An 18,595-nucleotide genomic window follows, 5' to 3' on the forward strand; every position below is an offset into this window, starting at 1 on the left:
CGGCGCAGTGTCGAGCAGCCGGCCCGGCGGTGAGAGAATTCTGCTCAGCATGAGCGACCCGGGCCGCACCACCCCTCCCCCCCGACAGCCGGAGTGGCATCTCGTCGTCCCGGTCAAGGCGCCTTCCGTGGGCAAGTCGAGGCTGGCCCGGGACCTCGACCGCATCGGACTCGGTGCCGACCACGAGGAGATCAGCCGTGCCCTGGCCAAGGACACCCTGGCGGCCGCGTGCCGCACGGTCGGAGCGCGCTGCGTCGTCCTCGTCACGTCGGACGGGTCGGCGGCGGAGGAGTGGTCGGCTCAGGGGGTCGCTGTCGTCCCCGATCCCGGACTCGGACTCAATGCCGCGATCAGCCTGGGCCTCGCAGCCGTGACGGCTGGAAGCCCGGTCGCGGCGCTGCTCGGCGACCTGCCGGCCCTCACTCCCCCAGACCTCCAGCAGGCGTTGGCGGCGGCCGAGATGCACGAGCAGTCGTTCGTGCCGGATGCCGGAGGCGAGGGTACGGTCATGCGGGCAGCTGTGGGCGGTCGGTTCCGTCCTCACTTCGGACCGGGGAGCGCCGACCTGCACGAGGAAGCGGGTGCGACCCGTCTCGGACTGGACCTTCCGCGGCTGCGCACCGACGTGGACGACGTCGCCTCGCTGGCGCGGGCGCTCCGGCTCGGCGTCGGATCTGCCACCACAGCCGCCGTGCGCGGCCTCGATCTGCTTGGATGGGCACATGCAGGCCACGGTCCACGCCTTTGATCCCATCATGCAGACTGGCAGCTTGATCCGGGACGACGGTGTGCTGCTGCCCTTCGACGGCAGTGCCGTGGAACGGGGTGGTCTGCGACTCGTCCGGGTCGGTCAGCGCCTGACCGTCGATCTCCTCGACGACCGGGTCATCGGGCTGCGGATCGTCGGCATCGAGCCACCCAACGGCACCATGTGACGGGTCCGACCACCAGTCGGGGGCCCGACCACCTCGGTCGGACCCCTCGACGGGAGTGCGGGCGCCGGCTCAGCCGGTGGTCTTGCGCGTTGCGGTGCGCTTGGTGGCGGTCTTGGCCGTGGTCTTGGCCGTGGTCTTGGCTGTGGTCTTGGCCGGGGTCGCCTTCTTGGCGGTGACGGCCTTCTTGGCCGGTGCGGACTTCGCAGCCGTGGACCGGCTGGTTGTCTTCCTGGCCGTCGTCGGCGTGGCCGTCGAACGGGTCGCGGCCTTGGCCGGGGTGGCCTTCTTCGTCGCGGCCCTGGCCGGGGTCGCCTTCTTGGCCGTGGCCTTGGCCGGGGTCGCCTTCTTCGTCGCGGCCTTGGCCGGAACGGCCTTCTTGGCGGTCGTCTTCTTCGCTGCGGCCCCCGCTGCGGCTGCCACCGCAGCCGACGCCGTGCCCGCCGAGGCTCGGGTCGCCGCGGACCCCGTCTTGGCCAGCTTCTTCTGGCCCGAGACGATGTCCTTGAAGTTGGTGCCGGCCCGGAACTTCGGGATGCGCGTCTTCTTGATCTTGACCGTGTCACCGGTCTTGGGGTTGCGACCCGTTCGCGCCGCGCGGTTCGCCCGCTCGAACGTGCCGAAGCCCGTGATGCCCACCTTGCCGCCCTTGGCCACCTCACGAATGACGATGTCGAGAACAGCCTCGAGGGCGTCGGAGGCAACCCTGCGGCTGCCAAGCCTCGCCTCAAGGGCTCCGATCAGCTCTGCCTTGTTCACGTCTTCCCTCCAGAGGACTGTCGGTGTCCGCAACCGACGTGCGTCCGGATCGAGTCCGGTTAACCACGACGGTAGGCTCAAGATGGGGCGAGGTCCACCACCTAGGGCCTGTTCTTCCGTTGTGTCGCAACGAGTTTGGATGCCTTCCGCAGCGACACCGCGGTCCGCAGGGCCACTGGAGGTCGGAGCAGCTCGACCTGAACCTGCTTGGCGCGCAGGGCGATCCGGCTCAGGCGAGGGTGCGAACAGCCGCCGGTTCCGGGGTCAGGAAGCTGGCTGCAGCGGGGTCGTCACCGGCTTGTGCGAGGGGCGGGACTCCTCGTAGCGGGTGACCGCGTCCTCGTGGCGCAAGGTGAGACCGATGTCGTCGAGCCCCTCGAGCAGGCGCCACCTCGTGTAGTCGTCGATGTCGAACGGGGCCACGATCTCGCCCGCCGTCACCGTCCTCGACACCAGGTCCACGGTGATCTCCGCGCCCGGGTTGTTGTCCAGGTACTTCCAGATCAGCTCGACATCGTCCTGAGCCACCATGGCTGTGAGGAGACCCTGCTTGCCGCTGTTGCCACGGAAGATGTCGGCGAACCGGGAGCTGATGACCGTGCGGAACCCGTAGTTCATCAGCGCCCACACCGCATGCTCCCGGCTCGAGCCGGTGCCGAAGTCGGGTCCGGCCACCAGCACGGACCCGTGCTCGTACACAGGGTTGTTGAGGACGAAGGAGGGGTCCTTGCGCCATGCCGCGAAGAGCCCGTCCTCGAAACCGGTCCTGGACACGCGCTTGAGGTACTCGGCGGGGATGATCTGGTCCGTGTCGACGTTGCTCCGGCGCAGCGGCACACCGATGCCCGTGTGCGTCTCGAACTTCTCCATGACTCAGGCCTCCTGGGTGACGCGCGGCTCGACCGAGAGGTCGGAGGGGCTGGACAGGGTGCCCCGGATCGCGGTCGCTGCCGCGACGAGGGGGCTGACGAGGTGGGTGCGACCGCCCTTGCCCTGGCGGCCCTCGAAGTTGCGGTTGGAGGTCGACGCGCTGCGCTCCCCCGGCGCGAGGGTGTCGGGGTTCATGCCGAGACACATCGAGCAGCCGGGCAGCCGCCACTCGGCTCCGGCCTCGGTGAACACCGTGTCGAGCCCCTCGGCCTCCGCCTGGAGGCGAACCCGGGCGGACCCGGGGACCACGAGCATCCGGACACCGTCGGCCACCTGGTGGCCCTTGACGACGGCCGCGGCGGCCCTCAGGTCCTCGATCCGGCCGTTCGTGCAGGAACCGACGAAGACCGTGTCGACCCGGATGTCACGCAGGGGGGTCCCCGGCTCGAGGCCCATGTAGGCGAGGGCGTTCTCAGCCGCGACCCGGTCCGACTCGTCGGCAAAGGACTCGGGGTCGGGCACCGACGCCCCGAGGGGCAGACCCTGGCCGGGGTTGGTGCCCCAGGTGACGAAGGGGGTCAGCTCGGAGGCGTCGAGGTCGACCTCGGCATCGAAGACCGCATCGGCGTCGGTGCGCAGCGCGGACCAATCGGCGACCGCGGCGTCCCAGTCGGCGCCGGTCGGGGCATGCGGGCGACCCTTGAGGTAGGCGAACGTCGTCTCGTCGGGGGCGATCATGCCGGCGCGTGCCCCGGCCTCGATCGACATGTTGCAGACCGTCATCCTGGCTTCCATCGACAGGGCGCGAATGGCCTCGCCGCGATACTCGATGACGTAGCCCTGCCCTCCACCCGTCCCGATCTTGGCGATGACGGCCAGGACGATGTCCTTCGCCGTCACCCCGTCGGCCAGGTGCCCGTTGACGTTGACGGCCAGGGTCCGGAAGGGCTTGAGAGGCAGCGTCTGAGTGGCGAGCACGTGCTCGACCTCGGACGTCCCGATGCCGAACGCCAGTGCCCCGAAGGCGCCATGGGTCGAGGTGTGGCTGTCCCCGCAGACCACGGTCATGCCGGGCTGGGTCAGTCCGAGCTGTGGCCCGACGACGTGGACGATGCCCTGCTCCAGGTCCCCCATGGGGTAGAGCCGGACGCCGAACTCCTCGCAGTTGCGCCGAAGCGTGTCGACCTGGATCTTCGAGACCGGGTCGGTGATGGGCCCCGGAGTGGTCGGGACGTTGTGGTCCTCCGTGGCCAGGGTGAGGTCGGGCCGTCGGACGGGGCGCCCGGCCAGCCGCAGGCCGTCGAACGCCTGAGGGCTGGTCACCTCGTGCAGCAGGTGCAGATCGATGTAGAGCAGGTCAGGCTCGCCCTCCGCGCGGCGCACGACGTGCGCCTCCCAGACCTTCTCCGCCAACGTCCCGGACATTGCTCTCCTTCACGCACGATTCGGACAGGAGCGCGCGGTCAGCCGTCCACCGCGACGTCCATCTGCGGACCAGCCTGACCCCAAATTCGCGGCAATGGATTGACGTCTCAGTGCCTGAGACGTCAATATCAGTGCATGGACAACTCTAGTGGAGTCGGCGTACTCGACAAGGCTGCCACGGTGCTCGGCGCCCTCGAGGCCGGTCCGGCCACGCTCGCCCAGCTCGTCGGCGCGACCGGCCTCGCTCGCCCGACGGCGCATCGACTGGCGGTCGCCCTCGAGCACCACCGTCTCGTGTCCCGCGACATGCAGGGCCGTTTCGTCCTCGGTCCGCGACTCGGCGAGCTCGCCTCGGCTGCCGGCGAGGACCGTCTCCTCGCGGCCGCAGGACCAGTGCTCGGGGCGCTGCGCGACCACACCAACGAGAGCGCTCAGCTGTTCCGGCGCCAGGGCGACATGCGCATCTGCGTCGCTGCGGCGGAGCGGCCCGTGGGACTCCGAGACTCGATCCCCGTGGGCGCGACGTTGTCCATGCTGGCCGGCTCAGCGGCACAGGTGCTGCTCGCGTGGGAGGAGCCGGACCGTCTGCACCGAGGACTGCAGGGTGCGGCGTTCACCGCGACGGCACTGTCCGGCGTGCGACGTCGCGGCTGGGCGCAGAGCGTTGCCGAGCGTGAGCCCGGCGTCGCCTCGGTGTCGGCCCCGGTACGCGGCCCGTCGGGGCGCGTCGTCGCGGCCGTCTCGATCTCCGGACCGATCGAACGGCTCTCCCGCCAGCCCGGTCGCCTGCACGCCGCCACCGTGGTGGCCGGCGCCAACAAGCTGACCGAGGTCCTCCGACGCCACCACGCGATGCAGCAGCAGCAACAGCAGCAGCAGAACGTCTGAGCCGGGCGCCGGTCAGGCGTCATCCGCGTCTCCTCCCCCACAGTGACCCGCCGTGGACCCGCCGTGGACCCGCCCACCTGTCACAGTGGAGGAGTGTTCCGGCAACGGAACGGTCACGATGGCTGCCGTGTCCTTCACTGAGGACAACCTTTGTCGAAGTCATGGCGTCAGGCTGTGTGACAACTCGTTGCACGGATTGGGGAGACCATGCAGTACGCACCACCCAGGGGGACCGCCCGCCACACCCTCACCGTCATCGCGCTCGCCGCGCTGACCATGACTGCCAGCGCCTGCGGGCCGGTGACCCCGGCCGCACCGACGGCGGGCACCAGCTCCACCACGACCCCCAGCCCCTCGAGCACCACGACCTCGACGCCGACCGCGCCCTCCACGCCCACCACGCCCACCACGCCCACCACGCCCACCACCAGGCCGACGTCCACGCCCGCCACCAGGCCAACCTCCAAGCCATCGACCAAGCCCACCACCGCGCCAACGAGCAGGCCGTCGGCCGAACCGGTGGTCGTCGTCCTCCGTCCCGGCGACTCCGGGCCCAGGGTGCGGGCGATGCAGGCGCGCCTCAAGCAGATCGGCTGGTTCTCCGGTGAGGTCACCAGCTTCTACGGCACTCGGACCACCACGGCCATCAGCGGGTTCCAGCGCAAGCGCGGTTTCCCGGTGACGGGGGTCGCCGACCAGCGCACCTACGACCGACTGCTCTCCATGACCAGGCCGCCGACCCAGGACGAGCTGAACAACGTCACGCCTCAGCCACCGGCCACGAGCCCGGGCACCGCCAAGTGGGACGCTGACCCGCGCTGCCTCACCGGTCGCGTCATCTGCATCAGCAAGACGACCCGTTCGCTCACGTGGGTCATCGACGGCACGGCGCAGTACTCGATGGACGTGCGCTTCGGCAGCGAGGCGGAGCCGACCCGCGAGGGCGTCTTCTCCATCACCTGGAAGAAGGTCGACGTCATCTCGAACCTCTATGGCAGCGCGATGCCCTACTCGATGTTCTTCAGCGGCGGCCAGGCGATCCACTACTCGGCCGACTTCGCGGCCAACGGCTACAACGGCTCGTCGCACGGCTGCGTCAACGTCCGGAACATGACCCTGCTCAAGCAGCTCTACAACACCGCGCCGGTCGGGACCAAGGTCGTCGTCCACTGGTGAGCCGTGCTCGCTCGGGACCCCTCGCGACAGCCCGACCGCCCGGGAGTTCCGGAGCGCGGTCGGGCTCGTCGTAGTCTGAGGGCGACCCTGGACGCCCCGGGGTCCCGAGGCGAGGAGGTCCGATGCTCAAGGTTGGTTGGAAGGCTTCGGCGGAGCAGTTCGGCCCCCGGGAACTCGTCGACCACACGGTCCGAGCTGAGCAGCTCGGATTCGACTCGGTCTTCATCTCGGACCACTTCCAGCCCTGGCGCCACCGTGCGGGCCACGCGCCGTTCGCGATGTCCTGGCTCGCCGCCGCCGGAGAGCGGACCGAGCGCGTCACCCTGGGCACGTCGGTCATGACGCCGACGTTCCGGTACAACCCGGCCGTCGTGGCCCAGGCCTTCGGCACCTTGGGTGCACTCAACCCCGGCCGCATCATCCTCGGTATCGGCACCGGTGAGGCGCTCAACGAGGTCGCGGTCGGAGCCGCCGGATCGCCGTGGCCGGAGTTCAAGGAGCGCTTCGCCCGCCTGCGTGAGGCGGTCACCCTGATGCGTCGACTCTGGACCGAGGAACGCGTCACCTTCGAGGGCGACTACTACCGGACGCACGACGCGACGATCTACGACCGCCCCGCCGAGCCGATCCCCGTCTACGTCGCGGCAGGGGGGCCGCTGGTCGCGCGCTACGCGGGCCGGTCCGGCGACGGGTTCATCTGCACGTCGGGCAAGGGCCGCGAGCTCTATGCCGACCAGCTGCTGCCTGCCGTGGACGAGGGCCTGAGCAGGTCGAGCCGGACCCGCGACGACATCGACCGGATGATCGAGATCAAGCTCTCCTACGACCGCGACCCCGGCGCCGCGCTGCACAACGTCCGCTTCTGGGCGCCACTGTCACTCACCGCCGAGCAGAAGCACGGGGTCCACGACCCTGTGGAGATGGAGCGGCTCGCCGACGAGCTCTCCGACGAGCAGGTCGCCAAGCGCTGGATCGTCACGAGTGACCCGGGCGAGGCGGTCGAGCAGATCCGGCAGTACGTCGACCTCGGCTTCAACCACCTCGTGGTGCACGCGCCCGGGGACGACCAGGCGCGCTTCCTCGACCAGTTCAGCGCAGACGTCCTACCGGGCCTGCGCGGTCTCTGACGCGGACGCCAACTGGGCTGCGGGTCGGCGGGACGAAAAGGAACAAGGCCCGGATCCTCGGGATCCGGGCCTTGTCACGTGGTAGCCCCGACGGGATTCGAACCCGCGCTACCGCCTTGAGAGGGCGGCGTGCTAGGCCGCTACACAACGGGGCCACGCGCTGCGCCGAGCGACTCGGCACTCGGAGAACCTTACCGTGCCGGCGTGATTTCTCCGAATCGGCCCCCGGCCCTCGAGGGGCCGAATGACCAAGCTGGGGTACCAGGACTCGAACCTAGAACGACTGAACCAGAATCAGCTGTGTTGCCAATTACACCATACCCCAAGGGGTATCACTCCCGGAGCGCGCCCGAGGGCCTTCTGCGAGGTGAACCGAGAGGGAATACTACCGGTCCCCTGCTGCGGCCCCAAATCGGCTCCCCGGGTCTCCAGGGACCGCAGTGACCGCAGTGACCGCCGGGACCGCGAGGACCCCCGTGATCTCGGCGAGCGACCTGACCCGCGCCACCGTGGGCGTGGAGGCCGGCCCCCGGGGTGACGCACCCGCGGACGCGGAGTCGACGGCCGGGGCCGTGTCGGGACGGTCGAGCCAGATCCCCCGCAGACCCGCCCGGATCGCTCCCAGCACGTCCCACTCGAGGCTGTCACCGACGCAGACGCTCATCGCAGGATCGGCGCCGGCGAGCCGACACACCTCGTGGTAGACCCGAGGGTCCGGCTTGCCGAAGCCGAGCGTGTCGGTGGTGACGACACGCTCGGCGAAGCGCGCCGCGAGCCCCAGCGCCTCCAGCTTGAGCGACGTGTCGGCGGTCGTCGAGTTGGTGAGCAGGGCGACCTCGATGCCCGCGGCGTCGCTGGCGGCCAGCAGGCCCGGCACGTCGTCGAAGAGCCGTTGGGCGCGCCGGAAGGCGGGCATGTAGGCGGCGAGGTAGCGCTCGAGGGCGTCCTCGGGCAGCTCGACCTCGAAGCTGCGGGCGACGTCACCGAGCCGCTCGAGGCGCATCCGGTCGATCGTGATCTCCCCGGCTGCGTAACGGTGGAACCAGCGCCCCGGGTCCGCGTAGTACCGCTGCGCCATGTGCCGGTGCGCGCCGGCCCGGTCGGGCCACAGCGCGCGGGCGGCGTGGGTGCCCGCCTCCGTCATCGCGGCGCGCGTGTCGAGCATTGTGTCGTCGACGTCCAGAACGAGGGCCCGTATGCCGCTGAGCGCGCGCTCGAGCGCCCGCTCAGTCATGCGCGTCCCCCAGCCCGTTCGAGCAGCTCACCGTCACCTCGCCGGACCACGAAACCTGTTCCGCGCAGCCTCAGAGCGAGTCACGAAGCGTGCGCAGGCGACTCAGGGTCGAGGTCTTGCCGAGGATCTCCATCGACTCGAAGAGGGGCGGGGAGATGCGCGCGCCTGAGACCGCGGTGCGCAGCGGGCCGAAGGCGAAGCGCGGCTTGATGCCGAGCCCGTCGACGATGGCCGCGCGCAGCGCTGCCTCGATCGTGGGTGCCACCCAGCCGCCGCCGGTGCCGAGCACCCCACCCCCGTGGTCGTCGATGTCGCCGAGCACGCGGATGGCTTCGTCGAGGACCGCGGCCGCGTCGCTGGTGAGCTGCGCCCGGGCATCGTCCTGGATCTCGAGCTGGTCGTCGGCGACGAAGAACGGGGCGACCAGCGCAGGCGCCTCCGTCAGCAGGGACATCCGCTCCTGGATCTGGGCGGCGACCAGCTTGAGTCGGCTGAGCTCACCCAGGGAAGGGTTCTCGCCGAGGATGCCGGCCTCGTGGAGGTAGGGCAGCAGGCGCGTGGCGAACTCGCCGACGTCGAGCTGGCGGATGTAGACGCCGTTGAGCCACTCGAGCTTCTTGAGGTCGAAGATCGGGCCGATCGGGTTGACCTTGGCCCAGTCGAAGGTCCGGGTGAACTCCTCGAAGGTGAAGACCTCGAGGTCGTTGCCCTCGGCGTCCTGCTGCGGCGGGTAGGCCAGCAGGGCCAGGAAGTTGACGAGCGCCTCGGGCAGGAAGCCCTGCTCGCGGAACCAGGTGAGCCGCGCCGCAGGGTTCTTGCGCTTGGAGATCTTCGACTTGTCGGTGTTGCGCAGCAGCGGCATGTGCGCGAACTTCGGCGGCTCGAGCCCGAGCCACTGGTAGAGCAGGATGTGCTTGGGCGTGGAGCTGATCCACTCCTCGCCGCGCACCACGTGCGTGATCGCCATCTCGTGGTCGTCGACGACGACGGCGAGGTGGTAGGTCGGGAACCCGTCGGCCTTGAGGATCACCTGGTCGTCCGGTCGAGGAGCCGACACCCGACCGCGGATGACGTCGTCGAAGACGAGGGGGGCGTCGTCGGGGACGAACATGCGCACGACCGGGGTGTCGGTGAAGCCGGGCAGCCCGGCGCGCTCCTCGCGCGTCCGGCCGTGGCAGAGCCGGTCGTAGCCGGTCGGCTGCTTGGTCTTCTGCTGCCGGTCGCGCATCTGGTCGAGGCGCTCCTTGGAGCACCAGCAGTAGTAGGCGTGCCCCGCCTCGAGCATTCGCTCGACGTAGGGCCGGTAGGTGTCCAGCCGCTCCGACTGGCGGTACGGAGCGAACGGGCCACCGAGGTCCGGGCCCTCGTCCCAGTCCAGCCCGAGCCAGGCCAGGGTGTCGTAGAGCTGCGCCTCGCTGTCCTCACGGAACCGGGCCCGGTCGGTGTCCTCGACCCGGAGCACGAACTGGCCGCCCTGCTGCCGCGTGAAGGCGAGGTTGAAGAGCGACATGTAGGCCGTGCCCACGTGCGGGTCCCCGGTCGGCGACGGCGCCACCCGGGTGCGGACCGGGCCGCTCCCGTCCGACGTGCTCACCCGCGGCTGCGGCGCGTTCTGGAGCTCGACCTGCTCGTCGAGGAGGGTGGTCTCGGGGACCGAGCCCAGCGGCATACGGCCTGGTGTGTGGTTCGTGTCGCTCATGGTGCGACCAGCCTAGTGCGGCTCAGCGGCGCACGAAGGTGTTGGTCAGCGAGCCGATCCCCTCGACGTCGATGGTCACCTGCTGGCCCGGCTGGACCAACCCGACCCCGGCGGGAGTGCCGGTGAGGATGACGTCACCGGGCAGGAGGGTGAACGCGTTGGAGGCGTACTCGATGATGCTCGCCACCCCGTGGACCATGTCGGCCGTCGTGCCGTCCTGCTTCACCTCCCCGTCGAGGGTCGTGACGATGTGCAGGTCGCTGGGGTCGAGCTCGGTCTCGATCCACGGCCCGAGCGGGCAGCTCGTGTCGAAGCCCTTGGCCCGCGCCCACTGCCCGTCGGTGCGCTGCCAGTCGCGCGCGGTGACGTCGTTGGCGATCGTGTAGCCGTAGATGCACTCGGCGGCGTTCTCGGCCTTGACGCCCTTGGTGATCGTCTTGATGACGACAGCGAGCTCACCCTCGTAGGAGACCTCGTCGCTGCCCTGCGGCAGAACCACCGGGTCGAACGGTCCGACGACGGCAGTGTTGGGCTTGAAGAAGAGCATCGGGTGCTCCGGCGGCGTCGTGCCACCCATCTCGCGGACGTGGTCGGCGTAGTTCTTGCCGACGGCCACGATCTTCGAGCGCGGGATCACGGGCGCGAGGAGTCGGACTTCCTCGAGCAGGACCGGGCCCGCGCCGGAGGGCTGCAGGCCGACGTAGAGCGGGTCGCCGGTGAGAGGCGTGATCACCTCCGCGCCGGGGTCGCCCTGGACGATGCCGTATGCCGGGTCGTCCCCGGTCGTGAACCTCGCGATGCGCACGTGGCCAGCCTACGGCCCGCGTGGTCGCGTCCCGGCCGTAACCCCAGCGCGGCGGCGTCGTTCTCAGCGTGCTCGTAGGGTCCACGATCGCTCCCGGAAGGGGTCCCCATGTCTCACCGCCGTTCCCTGCTCGTCTCTCTCGCCGCCGGAGGTGGCGCAGCGGCGCTGGCGCTCGCCGTGACGGTCGGCGCTTCGAGCGCCTTCGCCGTGTCCGTCCCGACATCACAGACGTCGCCGAGCGGGGACGGGCTGCACGACGCCCTCACCGAGCCCGGCGATGTGGTCAAGGACGTGACGGACCGGATCAGCGCCGACGGGGGCGCTCCGGCGCCGTCGCCGGGCACCGGGTCAGGCGGAACGTCCGACGACGCGCCGCTGGCCCCGGTCGGCTCCGCGGTCAAAGAGGTCCTCCGCCCGGCCGACGAGAAGACGGCGGACACGCCGCTCGCTCGCGTGGTGCCCGGGTCGGGACCGGGCGAGGTCCTCAAGCTCTCGGTCAACGCGGCCCCGCTCGCGAAGGCGTGCGTTCAGGTGACCGGCACCGGCACCGCCGTCGCCAACCTCGACGTCACGGTCGGCGGCCACGACATCAGCACGCCGCTCATCGAGGCGCTGCCCGGGCTGCTCGCTCCGTGCCCATCGGGCTCGGCGCCCGAGTCAGAGGGCGCCGACGCGTCGGTGTCCGAGCTGGTCGGGGCGTGTGTGCGGGTCAAGGCTGAGCCACCCTTGGAGGCGAGCGTGCTGCTGCTCGACCACGAGCTCGTCGCGGAGCTGATCGAGGCCGGGGTGCCGTTGGAGAAGCTCGTCGTGCCGTGCCCGCGGCCTGCCGGTGATGGTGATGGCTCCGGTCCGGGCAACGATGGTGGTTCCGACGGAGACGGGTCCGACGGCTCCGATGGCGGCGCGGGTGACGGCTCTGACGGCGGTACTACCGGCGGCGGCTCGGCCGGTGGGTCCGGCACGAGCAGCAGCACCGGGGACGACGCGTGCGAGCCGACGATCACCGCGCAGACGACGGCCAGCAGCTTCCTGCCGACCAGCGGACCGCAGGCCTTGCCGTGGCTGCTGCTCGCGCTCGCCCTCGTCGGCCGCGGTCGGCTGACGCACCTCGTCGGACTCGTGCGGTCCGGCGGTGCGACGCGCGCCACAGAGTTGTGATTTCGCGGTTGCATCGCCACCCGACGGGGTAAGACTGTGAATGGCGGGGCCGGGATCGTGGAGGGTCCGGCCCCGCCCCCCGCGTAACCTGCTGGCGTGAGAATCCTGGACGAGGGCGAGTGGCTTGTCGCCACCGCCGGGCACGAGGCCAGGGTCGACGCCCTCACCGCCGCACACCGCGTCCGGCGGGCCGACGGGCGGAAGCACCCGGTCGAGGACTTCCTGTTCACCTACTACGGCTGGACCTCGGGTCGCCTGAGGCGATGGCACCCGGGCGCCGGAGTGGGGCTGGCCGGCGCCGGGAGTGCGCCGCATCGGGGCTGGCGCTTCTACCGGGTCGAGGGTGATGTGGTGACCGTCGACCTCGCGGCGTTCCTCGATGCGCGCGGTGACACCGTCCGGTTCGTCCGCGACCTCCTGACGCAGACAGCCTCGCGCCCGGGCCGCTTCGGATGCTTCGGCCTGCACGAGTGGGCGATGGTCTACCGCCTTCCCCAGTCCGACATCCGTCACGCGGCGTGGCCGCTGCGCCTCGGGCCCGACGGGACCGACGCGGTCGTCGAGACCCACCAGATCGCCTGCTCGCACTTCGACGCCTACCGGTTCTTCACGCCCGACGCAGCCCCGCGCAACCTGCTGACGCCGACGCGAGCCAGCCAAGCGGCATACGAGCAACCGGGGTGCCTCCACGCCGGCATGGATCTCTACAAATGGGCAATCAAGCTCTCCCCCGCTGTCGGCAGCGACCTCGCGGCGGACGCCTTCGAGCTGGCCCGCGACATCCGCGAGCTGGACATGCGGGCCTCGCCCTACGACCTGCGCGAGCTCGGCTACGAGCCGGTGCCGATCGAGACCGCCGAGGGCAAGGCCCGCTACGTCGAGGAGCAGCGAGGGTTCAGCGAGCGCAGCCAGGCACTGCGCAGCCGACTCATCGCGGCGATCGACCAGGTGGCAGTGCCGATGCGCTCGACTGATGCCTTGGACTGACACTGGTCAGCGCCACGGGAGCGTCCGCTGCCTGTGCTGCCGACGACGGTGCGTGTCGCGTCGTGCGGGTACGAACCTATCCCCGCCCCGTCACCGGTCCCGGCAACGGTGGCGACCCGGCCCAATCGGTCGAACGTGTCCCGTCGAGGCGGTCGCCACGAGCGCGCCGTGGTTGTCGGCGTTCATCGTGGACGCCGCGTCCTTGGTGCGGTTGCCGTTCAGGTCATAGTCGAACTGGTGCTCGGCCACCCTCACCCCCGCCGAGGTCTTCTCCAGCATCGAGCGGACCGAACCGTCCAGGAAGTAGCCGTAGTCCACGGTGTTCCCGTTGCCCTTGACCTCCCGCAACCGGCGACCCGCATCGGTGTACGTATACGTGGTCGTCTACACGCGCATCCCGTATGCCGCTGAGTTCGCTCCCGACAGAGCCTCCAGTACCAGCCCTCCCGTCACCACAGACACCCCCTGGTCCGGCACGCGCCTCACTGGTCCTCGCTGACGGGTGAAACTGGCTCCTACGGCCCCATCTTGTCCTCGGAGTTCCAGTTGGCGGCACGCTGAACGAACTATTCGTTGAACGCTTTCGGACCGATATCGAACTGCTGCTCAGCTACTTGTCGGGCTGCTTCGCAATCAGCCCCTTCAGGCCTCGCCTGATCCGATTGGCCCAGTGGAGCCACGGTCTGACCTCCCACCTACTTCCGCCATCGCGGCTGAGGCGGGACACACTGCTTCGGCAATGCCACAGCCCCCAGACGAAGCTTGGCCGTAAGAAACGACAATATCGCCGGCCCAGCCCCCGTATGGAGAAACAACGTTTGGCGCCCAACGTCTGGGGGAAGAGGAAGATGCCGACGACTCATCGCTAACTATTACACCTGTCGAACTCAACGACCGCCCACTGCCTAACCGCCCCGCGCCGCATGGATGTCTTCCTTGAGTAGCGGCCCGATCAAGTCTCCACACTGCGCCTCCCACGGTATCAAGAATGGCGTGATGCGAAACCTGACAGCGCCGGCGATCAAGTCAGTGCCAGTTTGAAGGAGGTCTTCCACCACACCAAAGCATCGTCGGGCCATCGTCTTATCTCTATTCTGGAGTGCCGGCTCAAGCAGGTCCCACCAGATGCCCCCCACGATGCCATAGGGGGACGACTCCTCAGTTGTCACGCGTTCAAGTATCACGCTGTCCTTATCGGGAAACGACTGGCGCAAGTATGAAACGAGGGAATGTTCGTCGATCACAGACTGGCACCCACCCTACGACAGCGCGTCATTTGGATTTAGGCACGATCCTCCAAGACCGCAGTAGGTACCATTCATGATGGAGCCCACATCCTGCCACCACCAGTAAACATCAAATCCGATAAGGACACTGTTCATGTTCCCGAGAATGCGTGAAGCAGGGGCGCCCTTTACGCGCATGGGCGGGGCGTCTGGGTGCACCTGCTCGAACGGTTGTCCGGTGATATCGCGGACCGCGTAGGAGTTATCGATGAGGCGCCTATTCGCGTCTCTCTGTCTCTTGTATGACTCATTGGCGTTGATATGCTCCTCCACCTTCCCCGCAACATCTTCGGCTTTAAGAGCGTCCCAAAGCTCTGCGAATTCTCTCCGCGCGATGGTCTGCTCGTCCACGCTTAGCAGCATGCCCCCGGCGAGGCGCGCCTTGCGGTCAGCTTCAAGCAGTCCAGCATACTTCCTAGCAAGTTCCAAAACGTCGAGATGATGGAAGTAGGTGCGTCTACCTGCACCGCGCGTCATCTCTCCCGTGCGCTTCTCATGCAACAGGGCTGCGGAAGCCTTGCCGTTCCCGATTACCTTTCGCTCGCCCGGCTTCGCGTACGTGTTGTTGAGTGCTTCCTGAAGAGCCGAGTTGGTCACGGTCGGCGGGCGCAACGTGATCGAGCCGGGCGAATAGTCGTTGCCTTCGATCGGTCGGTGCCCGTCGAGTTCGATGCGGTTGATGGGGTTGCCGCCGGCGAACCCGTACCGGTTGCCGTTGAACGGGTCCGCGGCCAGGTTCAGGTCCGCCAGGGCGCCGTTGTACATGTCCCTCGTGGTGAACCGGTTCAACCCCGGGTCGTAGTCACGGAAGCCCATGTCGTACACGCCGGAGGCGGCATCCCACCGCTTCGCGTTGAACCGGTACACGTTGTACCCCTCGGCTCCGGGCTCGCCCACGGTCGGCTTGTCGATCCCGGTGAACCGGGCCGTGTCGTCGCTGCCGTACGCGCTGTACCCGTACGTCGCCCGCGTCGACCCATCCTGCTTGGTGAGGGTCTCGACGTCGGAGTGCGCGTTGTACCCGTAGAACGAGTCCTCCCACACCCCCGCGCTGGTCTTCTTCGACTGCCCGAGCCGCTCCCCGGTCGCCGAGTACGTGTACCTCGCCTGCACCGCGTCCGTGGCCGCGTCGAGCTCCTCGAGCAGCTGCCCGGTCAACCCCAGGTACGCGAACTCGGTCGTCGCCGCGCCCGCCGTGCCGGCGCCGGTGGTCTTCGAGACGGTCCGGTCCAGCGCGTCGAACACGTACCGGGTCGTGGCCAGCGCCCCGGTGTCGGTCAGCTTGCGGTGCTCGATGACGTGGTCGAACCCGTCGTACACCTTCCGCTCGAGCTGCCTGCCGGCCGAGGTGACCGACTCGAGCCGACCGAACGGGTCATACGTGTAGCCAGCGCTCGACCCGCCCGACGCCGCGGTCAGCAGCCGGTGGCGAGGTCGCCACCCCGCCGATGCTTTGGGCGATGACGTTGCCGTTCGCGTCATGCGTGTACGACTCGCTGCCCACCCCCGCCCCCGTCTTGGTCACGGTCGCGACCCGGTCCACCGGGTCGAACGTGTACACCGAGGTCGTCGCCACCACCGCGGCATGGTCGTCCGCGTCCATCGTGGACGCCGCGTCCTTGGTGCGGTTGCCGTTCAGGTCATAGTCGAACTGGTGCTCGGCCACCCTGGCTCCGGCCGAGGTCTTCTCCAGCATCGAGGAGACCGAACCGTCCAGGAAGTACCCGTAGTCGACCGTGTTCCCGTTGCCCTTGACCTCCCGCAACCGCCGACCCGCATCCGTGTACGTGTAGGTGGTCGTCTTGGCGGCCGGGTCGGTGGCCGAGGCCCCATTGGTGACCTTGGCGAGCAGGTCGCGGGCGTCGTACTCGTAGCTGGCGTACGTCTTGGCGTGAGTAGTGGTCTTGACGGCGCCGTTCTCGGTGTACGTGAACGTTGTCGTCCCGCTGCTGGCACCGGACTCGGTGACCGACTTGACCTGGTTGAGCTGGGTGTAGTCCACGGCGTAGTTCGTCACCGCCACACCCGTGCGTTGGTCGGTGATGCTGGTCAGGTTGCCGTTGACGTCGTAGCCGTAGAGGAAGTCGCGGTTCTCGGTGTCGGTGTCGCCGCTGTTGTCGCGCACGGCCTTGATGCCGTCGGCGACGGCGATGCCGCCCGAGGACTGGGCCAGGGTCACCTTGCCGGTGTTGCCGTCGGCGAAGGTGTACTTGCCCAGGGAGACCCACTGTCCGGCCTGCGTGGTCTGGTTCAGCGTGGGCTTGGCCTCACCGGAGGCGTGCTTGACCGTGTACGCCGCACTCGTCGTCGCACCGGTCACGGCCGGGTACTTCGCGTAGAGCGTGTACTGCCCGTCCTGCGGGATGTTCAGCGTCCACTCGAACGTGTCGCTCCCGGTGCCGGCCGCGTGGGTGCGGTAACCGACTCCCTGGTAGCCGGTCCCGGTCGAGGAGGCAGTCCAAGTCCCGGTGGCCTTCACGTTGCCGGTGTCCCCGTCGTCGACCAGCACGACGTGCGCGCCGACCGGCGCGCCGGAGTCGGCACGCGACTTCAGCTTCCCGTCCGGGTGGTAGTCCCAGGTCATCACCCGTGCCTGGCCACCGGCCGAGGTCAGGGTGCGCCTGGTCTGCTGCCCGAGCGGGTTGTAGTCGTAGGAGGTGATGATGTCCCACGGGTCGGTGGAGGTCTTGACGGCCCCGTGGTCCCAGTAGGAGTACAGCGTGTTGTTGCGGACTGTCTGACCCTCCGACGGCGGCTGCGAGAGCGTCTTGAGCCGGCCGACCGCGTCGTAGCCGTACGTCGTCTTGTTGGCCGTCTTGTACCGGGCGTCGGAGGGGTTGTACGGGGTGAGGGTCTCCTTGACCCGGTTCAGCTCGTCGTAGACGGTCTGGTGGACGAAGTCGTCCGCGACTGCGGCCGTGGCGACCCCGCGGGGTGTGATGACCTTGCTCCGGTTGCCGACCTGGTCGTACTCGAAGCGCGTGTACCGGTAGGTGATCGTGCCGGCGTCGTCCTTGAACGGCGACTTGGCCTCGGCGACCTGGCCGCGAGCGTCAAGGGTGACGGTGGTGGTCTGGTTCTCCTGGTCCGTGCTCGAGACGCCCGTCACTGAGCTCGAACACCTTGCCGTTGGCGCTCCGCCTGCCCGGAAGCTCCCTGACGCGCTTCGCCTTCGGCGCATCCTTGCCGGCCGCAAGGACGCCTCCCCGCGGCACCGCGCCCGCGTTGAGGACGGTGTCCCGTGGCGGCGCCGGCGGCTGCCATGTCGGCGCCGAAGCGGCGCCCACTGAGGCCGCCGCAGTCGGCGCCGCCTCCGCCGACGTCCGTGCCGCGGGAACGACCAGCCCGCTGGCGATGAGGGCCGAAGCCACGATGGACACGCCGGCACGCAGCACGATGTTCACAGGAACTCCCCTGATCCAGCCCATGCCGCCGTGCCGGCACAGGCCGACACGGCGCCAAGGGCGAGCCATTGGCCCGTGGAGGGTGGGCCGCGCCGACAATCCCAGATCGGGTGCAAACACCGCAAACCGAACTGCGGCCCACCCTCCACGGGCCTAGGGTGGTGTGAATCTCGCTGCGCAACAATGCGATTAGCGTCAACGGAAACCGAAGCCGGTATGCTTTCGCCTCTCGAAGCGGACCAAACCTGTGGCGAAGAATTTACGAACTGCTGACCTTTGCGGCGACCAGGCCGCGCACGATGACCTCGAGGCCGACCGCAAACGACCTGGCAACCTCGGCCCCGTCTCGGCCTGCACCACCGGCGTCCCCGGCCTGAGCGAGCCGCTCGTTCTGCTCCAGCGCGACCGAGCCGAGGATGTGGTGGACGAGCAGGTCAGTCACCGCGTCGCATGAGTCAGCCGGCACCCCAGCGCGTCCCACCAGGCCACGCAGCTCCCGCAACGCGGTCACGGAAGCGCGCTCAGCGGCATACGCCATCCCGACGACGTCGGCGGCGTCAGGCACGGGCGCCAAGGCCGCGCGGACTGCGGTCGCCAGCTCGGCCAGCGCAGCCAGGGCTTCGCTCTGCGGCACCTCCTCCCGCACCCCGGGCACCTCCGCCAGCAACGCGGCGGCCACCTCGACGAGGAGCTCCTGCTTGCTCGCGACGTGCCAGTAGATCGCGCCCGGCTGCACGTCGAGCTCGCGGGCGAGGCGGCGCATCGACAGGTCGGCCAGGCCATACCGCCGGAGCAGCTCGACCGCGGTGGAGACGACGTGGTCGCGGGTCAGTGCCACAGGTCAC

19 protein-coding genes and 2 tRNA genes are annotated in these 18,595 nt (G+C 69.1%); 7 read left to right on the forward strand and 14 right to left on the reverse strand.

Features of this window, described 5'->3' with window-relative positions:
• The first annotated feature begins 49 nt into the window (after positions 1-49).
• Entirely contained in the window at positions 50-748 is a 699-nt protein-coding gene (gene cofC, locus INTCA_RS11795; protein WP_013493150.1) for a 2-phospho-L-lactate guanylyltransferase, read from the forward strand.
• A gap of 7 nt (positions 749-755) precedes the next feature.
• Complete coding sequence (locus tag INTCA_RS20000) at positions 756-935, forward strand: cold-shock protein (protein ID WP_174411514.1); 180 nt, start codon at positions 756-758, stop codon at positions 933-935.
• Positions 936-1,004: 69 nt separating this feature from the next.
• Here INTCA_RS20000 and INTCA_RS11805 read toward each other — a convergent pair whose 3' ends face one another.
• The 3 genes from INTCA_RS11805 to leuC form a co-directional block, all read right to left on the reverse strand.
• On the reverse strand, positions 1,005-1,691 hold the full coding sequence (locus INTCA_RS11805; protein WP_013493152.1) for an HU family DNA-binding protein: 687 nt from the start codon (positions 1,689-1,691) through the stop codon (positions 1,005-1,007).
• A 264-nt stretch (positions 1,692-1,955) separates the two neighbouring features.
• Positions 1,956-2,561, reverse strand: coding sequence for a 3-isopropylmalate dehydratase small subunit (gene leuD / locus INTCA_RS11810; RefSeq protein WP_013493153.1), 606 nt, complete (start codon positions 2,559-2,561; stop codon positions 1,956-1,958).
• A gap of 3 nt (positions 2,562-2,564) precedes the next feature.
• Positions 2,565-3,986, reverse strand: a complete 1,422-nt coding sequence (gene leuC, locus INTCA_RS11815) for a 3-isopropylmalate dehydratase large subunit (protein WP_013493154.1) — start codon at positions 3,984-3,986, stop codon at positions 2,565-2,567.
• Positions 3,987-4,121: 135 nt separating this feature from the next.
• Here leuC and INTCA_RS11820 point away from each other — a divergent pair, with 135 nt between their 5' ends.
• The gene (locus INTCA_RS11820) at positions 4,122-4,874 is read left to right on the forward strand and encodes an IclR family transcriptional regulator (RefSeq protein ID WP_013493155.1); all 753 of its coding nucleotides are present in this window, start codon (positions 4,122-4,124) and stop codon (positions 4,872-4,874) included.
• A 167-nt stretch (positions 4,875-5,041) separates the two neighbouring features.
• On the opposite strand, the gene INTCA_RS20120 is transcribed toward INTCA_RS11820, so the two are convergent.
• The gene (locus INTCA_RS20120; RefSeq protein ID WP_013493156.1) at positions 5,042-5,326 is read right to left on the reverse strand and encodes a hypothetical protein; all 285 of its coding nucleotides are present in this window, start codon (positions 5,324-5,326) and stop codon (positions 5,042-5,044) included.
• A 106-nt stretch (positions 5,327-5,432) separates the two neighbouring features.
• Here INTCA_RS20120 and INTCA_RS20125 point away from each other — a divergent pair, with 106 nt between their 5' ends.
• Together INTCA_RS20125 and fgd are read left to right on the forward strand one after the other, a co-directional pair.
• Positions 5,433-6,050, forward strand: coding sequence for a L,D-transpeptidase family protein (locus INTCA_RS20125; protein ID WP_267896178.1), 618 nt, complete (start codon positions 5,433-5,435; stop codon positions 6,048-6,050).
• Positions 6,051-6,172: 122 nt separating this feature from the next.
• Positions 6,173-7,177, forward strand: coding sequence for a glucose-6-phosphate dehydrogenase (coenzyme-F420) (gene fgd, locus INTCA_RS11830; protein ID WP_013493158.1), 1,005 nt, complete (start codon positions 6,173-6,175; stop codon positions 7,175-7,177).
• A gap of 79 nt (positions 7,178-7,256) precedes the next feature.
• Here the strand turns inward: fgd and INTCA_RS11835 are convergent.
• The 5 genes from INTCA_RS11835 to INTCA_RS11855 form a co-directional block, all read right to left on the reverse strand.
• Positions 7,257-7,332: transfer RNA gene (locus INTCA_RS11835), tRNA-Glu, on the reverse strand.
• A 98-nt stretch (positions 7,333-7,430) separates the two neighbouring features.
• Positions 7,431-7,502 (reverse strand) — tRNA-Gln (locus tag INTCA_RS11840).
• A gap of 60 nt (positions 7,503-7,562) precedes the next feature.
• Entirely contained in the window at positions 7,563-8,411 is an 849-nt protein-coding gene (locus INTCA_RS11845; RefSeq protein WP_013493159.1) for an HAD family hydrolase, read from the reverse strand.
• Between the two features lie 70 nt (positions 8,412-8,481).
• A complete protein-coding gene (gene gltX, locus INTCA_RS11850) occupies positions 8,482-10,110 on the reverse strand; it encodes a glutamate--tRNA ligase (RefSeq protein WP_013493160.1) in 1,629 nt (542 codons plus the stop codon).
• A gap of 22 nt (positions 10,111-10,132) precedes the next feature.
• Complete coding sequence (locus INTCA_RS11855; RefSeq protein WP_013493161.1) at positions 10,133-10,915, reverse strand: fumarylacetoacetate hydrolase family protein; 783 nt, start codon at positions 10,913-10,915, stop codon at positions 10,133-10,135.
• Between the two features lie 108 nt (positions 10,916-11,023).
• Here INTCA_RS11855 and INTCA_RS19570 point away from each other — a divergent pair, with 108 nt between their 5' ends.
• Positions 11,024-12,073, forward strand: coding sequence for a hypothetical protein (locus INTCA_RS19570; protein ID WP_013493162.1), 1,050 nt, complete (start codon positions 11,024-11,026; stop codon positions 12,071-12,073).
• A 96-nt stretch (positions 12,074-12,169) separates the two neighbouring features.
• Positions 12,170-13,060: a hypothetical protein gene (locus INTCA_RS11865; protein WP_013493163.1), complete on the forward strand. Its 891-nt coding sequence runs from the start codon at positions 12,170-12,172 to the stop codon at positions 13,058-13,060.
• A 90-nt stretch (positions 13,061-13,150) separates the two neighbouring features.
• Here the strand turns inward: INTCA_RS11865 and INTCA_RS11870 are convergent, their stop codons facing one another.
• From INTCA_RS11870 to INTCA_RS11890, 5 genes are all read right to left on the reverse strand, one after another.
• Positions 13,151-13,408: a hypothetical protein gene (locus tag INTCA_RS11870; RefSeq protein ID WP_041307640.1), complete on the reverse strand. Its 258-nt coding sequence runs from the start codon at positions 13,406-13,408 to the stop codon at positions 13,151-13,153.
• Positions 13,409-14,319: 911 nt separating this feature from the next.
• On the reverse strand, positions 14,320-15,666 hold the full coding sequence (locus INTCA_RS18740) for an RHS repeat-associated core domain-containing protein (protein WP_052338008.1): 1,347 nt from the start codon (positions 15,664-15,666) through the stop codon (positions 14,320-14,322).
• A gap of 55 nt (positions 15,667-15,721) precedes the next feature.
• The gene (locus INTCA_RS11880) at positions 15,722-17,455 is read right to left on the reverse strand and encodes a golvesin C-terminal-like domain-containing protein (RefSeq protein ID WP_052338009.1); all 1,734 of its coding nucleotides are present in this window, start codon (positions 17,453-17,455) and stop codon (positions 15,722-15,724) included.
• A complete protein-coding gene (locus INTCA_RS19855) occupies positions 17,400-17,750 on the reverse strand; it encodes a hypothetical protein (protein ID WP_041307648.1) in 351 nt (116 codons plus the stop codon). Before INTCA_RS19855 ends, INTCA_RS11880 begins: the two co-directional genes overlap by 56 nt.
• 259 nt (positions 17,751-18,009) lie before the next feature.
• Positions 18,010-18,588, reverse strand: a complete 579-nt coding sequence (locus INTCA_RS11890) for a TetR/AcrR family transcriptional regulator (protein ID WP_013493164.1) — start codon at positions 18,586-18,588, stop codon at positions 18,010-18,012.
• Between the last annotated feature and the right edge of the window lie 7 nt (positions 18,589-18,595).

The sequence above is a fragment of the Intrasporangium calvum DSM 43043 genome, from assembly GCF_000184685.1.
Taxonomy (GTDB): domain Bacteria; phylum Actinomycetota; class Actinomycetes; order Actinomycetales; family Dermatophilaceae; genus Intrasporangium; species Intrasporangium calvum.

Excerpts from the sequence above, each read along its gene's own strand:
- INTCA_RS19570 (WP_013493162.1), top strand. The coding sequence starts at position 11,024 with ATGTCTCACCGCCGTTCCCTGCTCGTCTCTCTCGCCGCCGGAGGTGGC.
- fgd (WP_013493158.1), top strand. The coding sequence starts at position 6,173 with ATGCTCAAGGTTGGTTGGAAGGCTTCGGCGGAGCAGTTCGGCCCCCGG.
- INTCA_RS20000 (WP_174411514.1), top strand. The coding sequence starts at position 756 with ATGCAGACTGGCAGCTTGATCCGGGACGACGGTGTGCTGCTGCCCTTC.
- cofC (WP_013493150.1), top strand. The coding sequence starts at position 50 with ATGAGCGACCCGGGCCGCACCACCCCTCCCCCCCGACAGCCGGAGTGG.
- leuD (WP_013493153.1), bottom strand. The coding sequence starts at position 2,561 with ATGGAGAAGTTCGAGACGCACACGGGCATCGGTGTGCCGCTGCGCCGG.
- INTCA_RS11845 (WP_013493159.1), bottom strand. The coding sequence starts at position 8,411 with ATGACTGAGCGGGCGCTCGAGCGCGCGCTCAGCGGCATACGGGCCCTC.
- gltX (WP_013493160.1), bottom strand. The coding sequence starts at position 10,110 with ATGAGCGACACGAACCACACACCAGGCCGTATGCCGCTGGGCTCGGTC.
- INTCA_RS11820 (WP_013493155.1), top strand. The coding sequence starts at position 4,122 with ATGGACAACTCTAGTGGAGTCGGCGTACTCGACAAGGCTGCCACGGTG.
- leuC (WP_013493154.1), bottom strand. The coding sequence starts at position 3,986 with ATGTCCGGGACGTTGGCGGAGAAGGTCTGGGAGGCGCACGTCGTGCGC.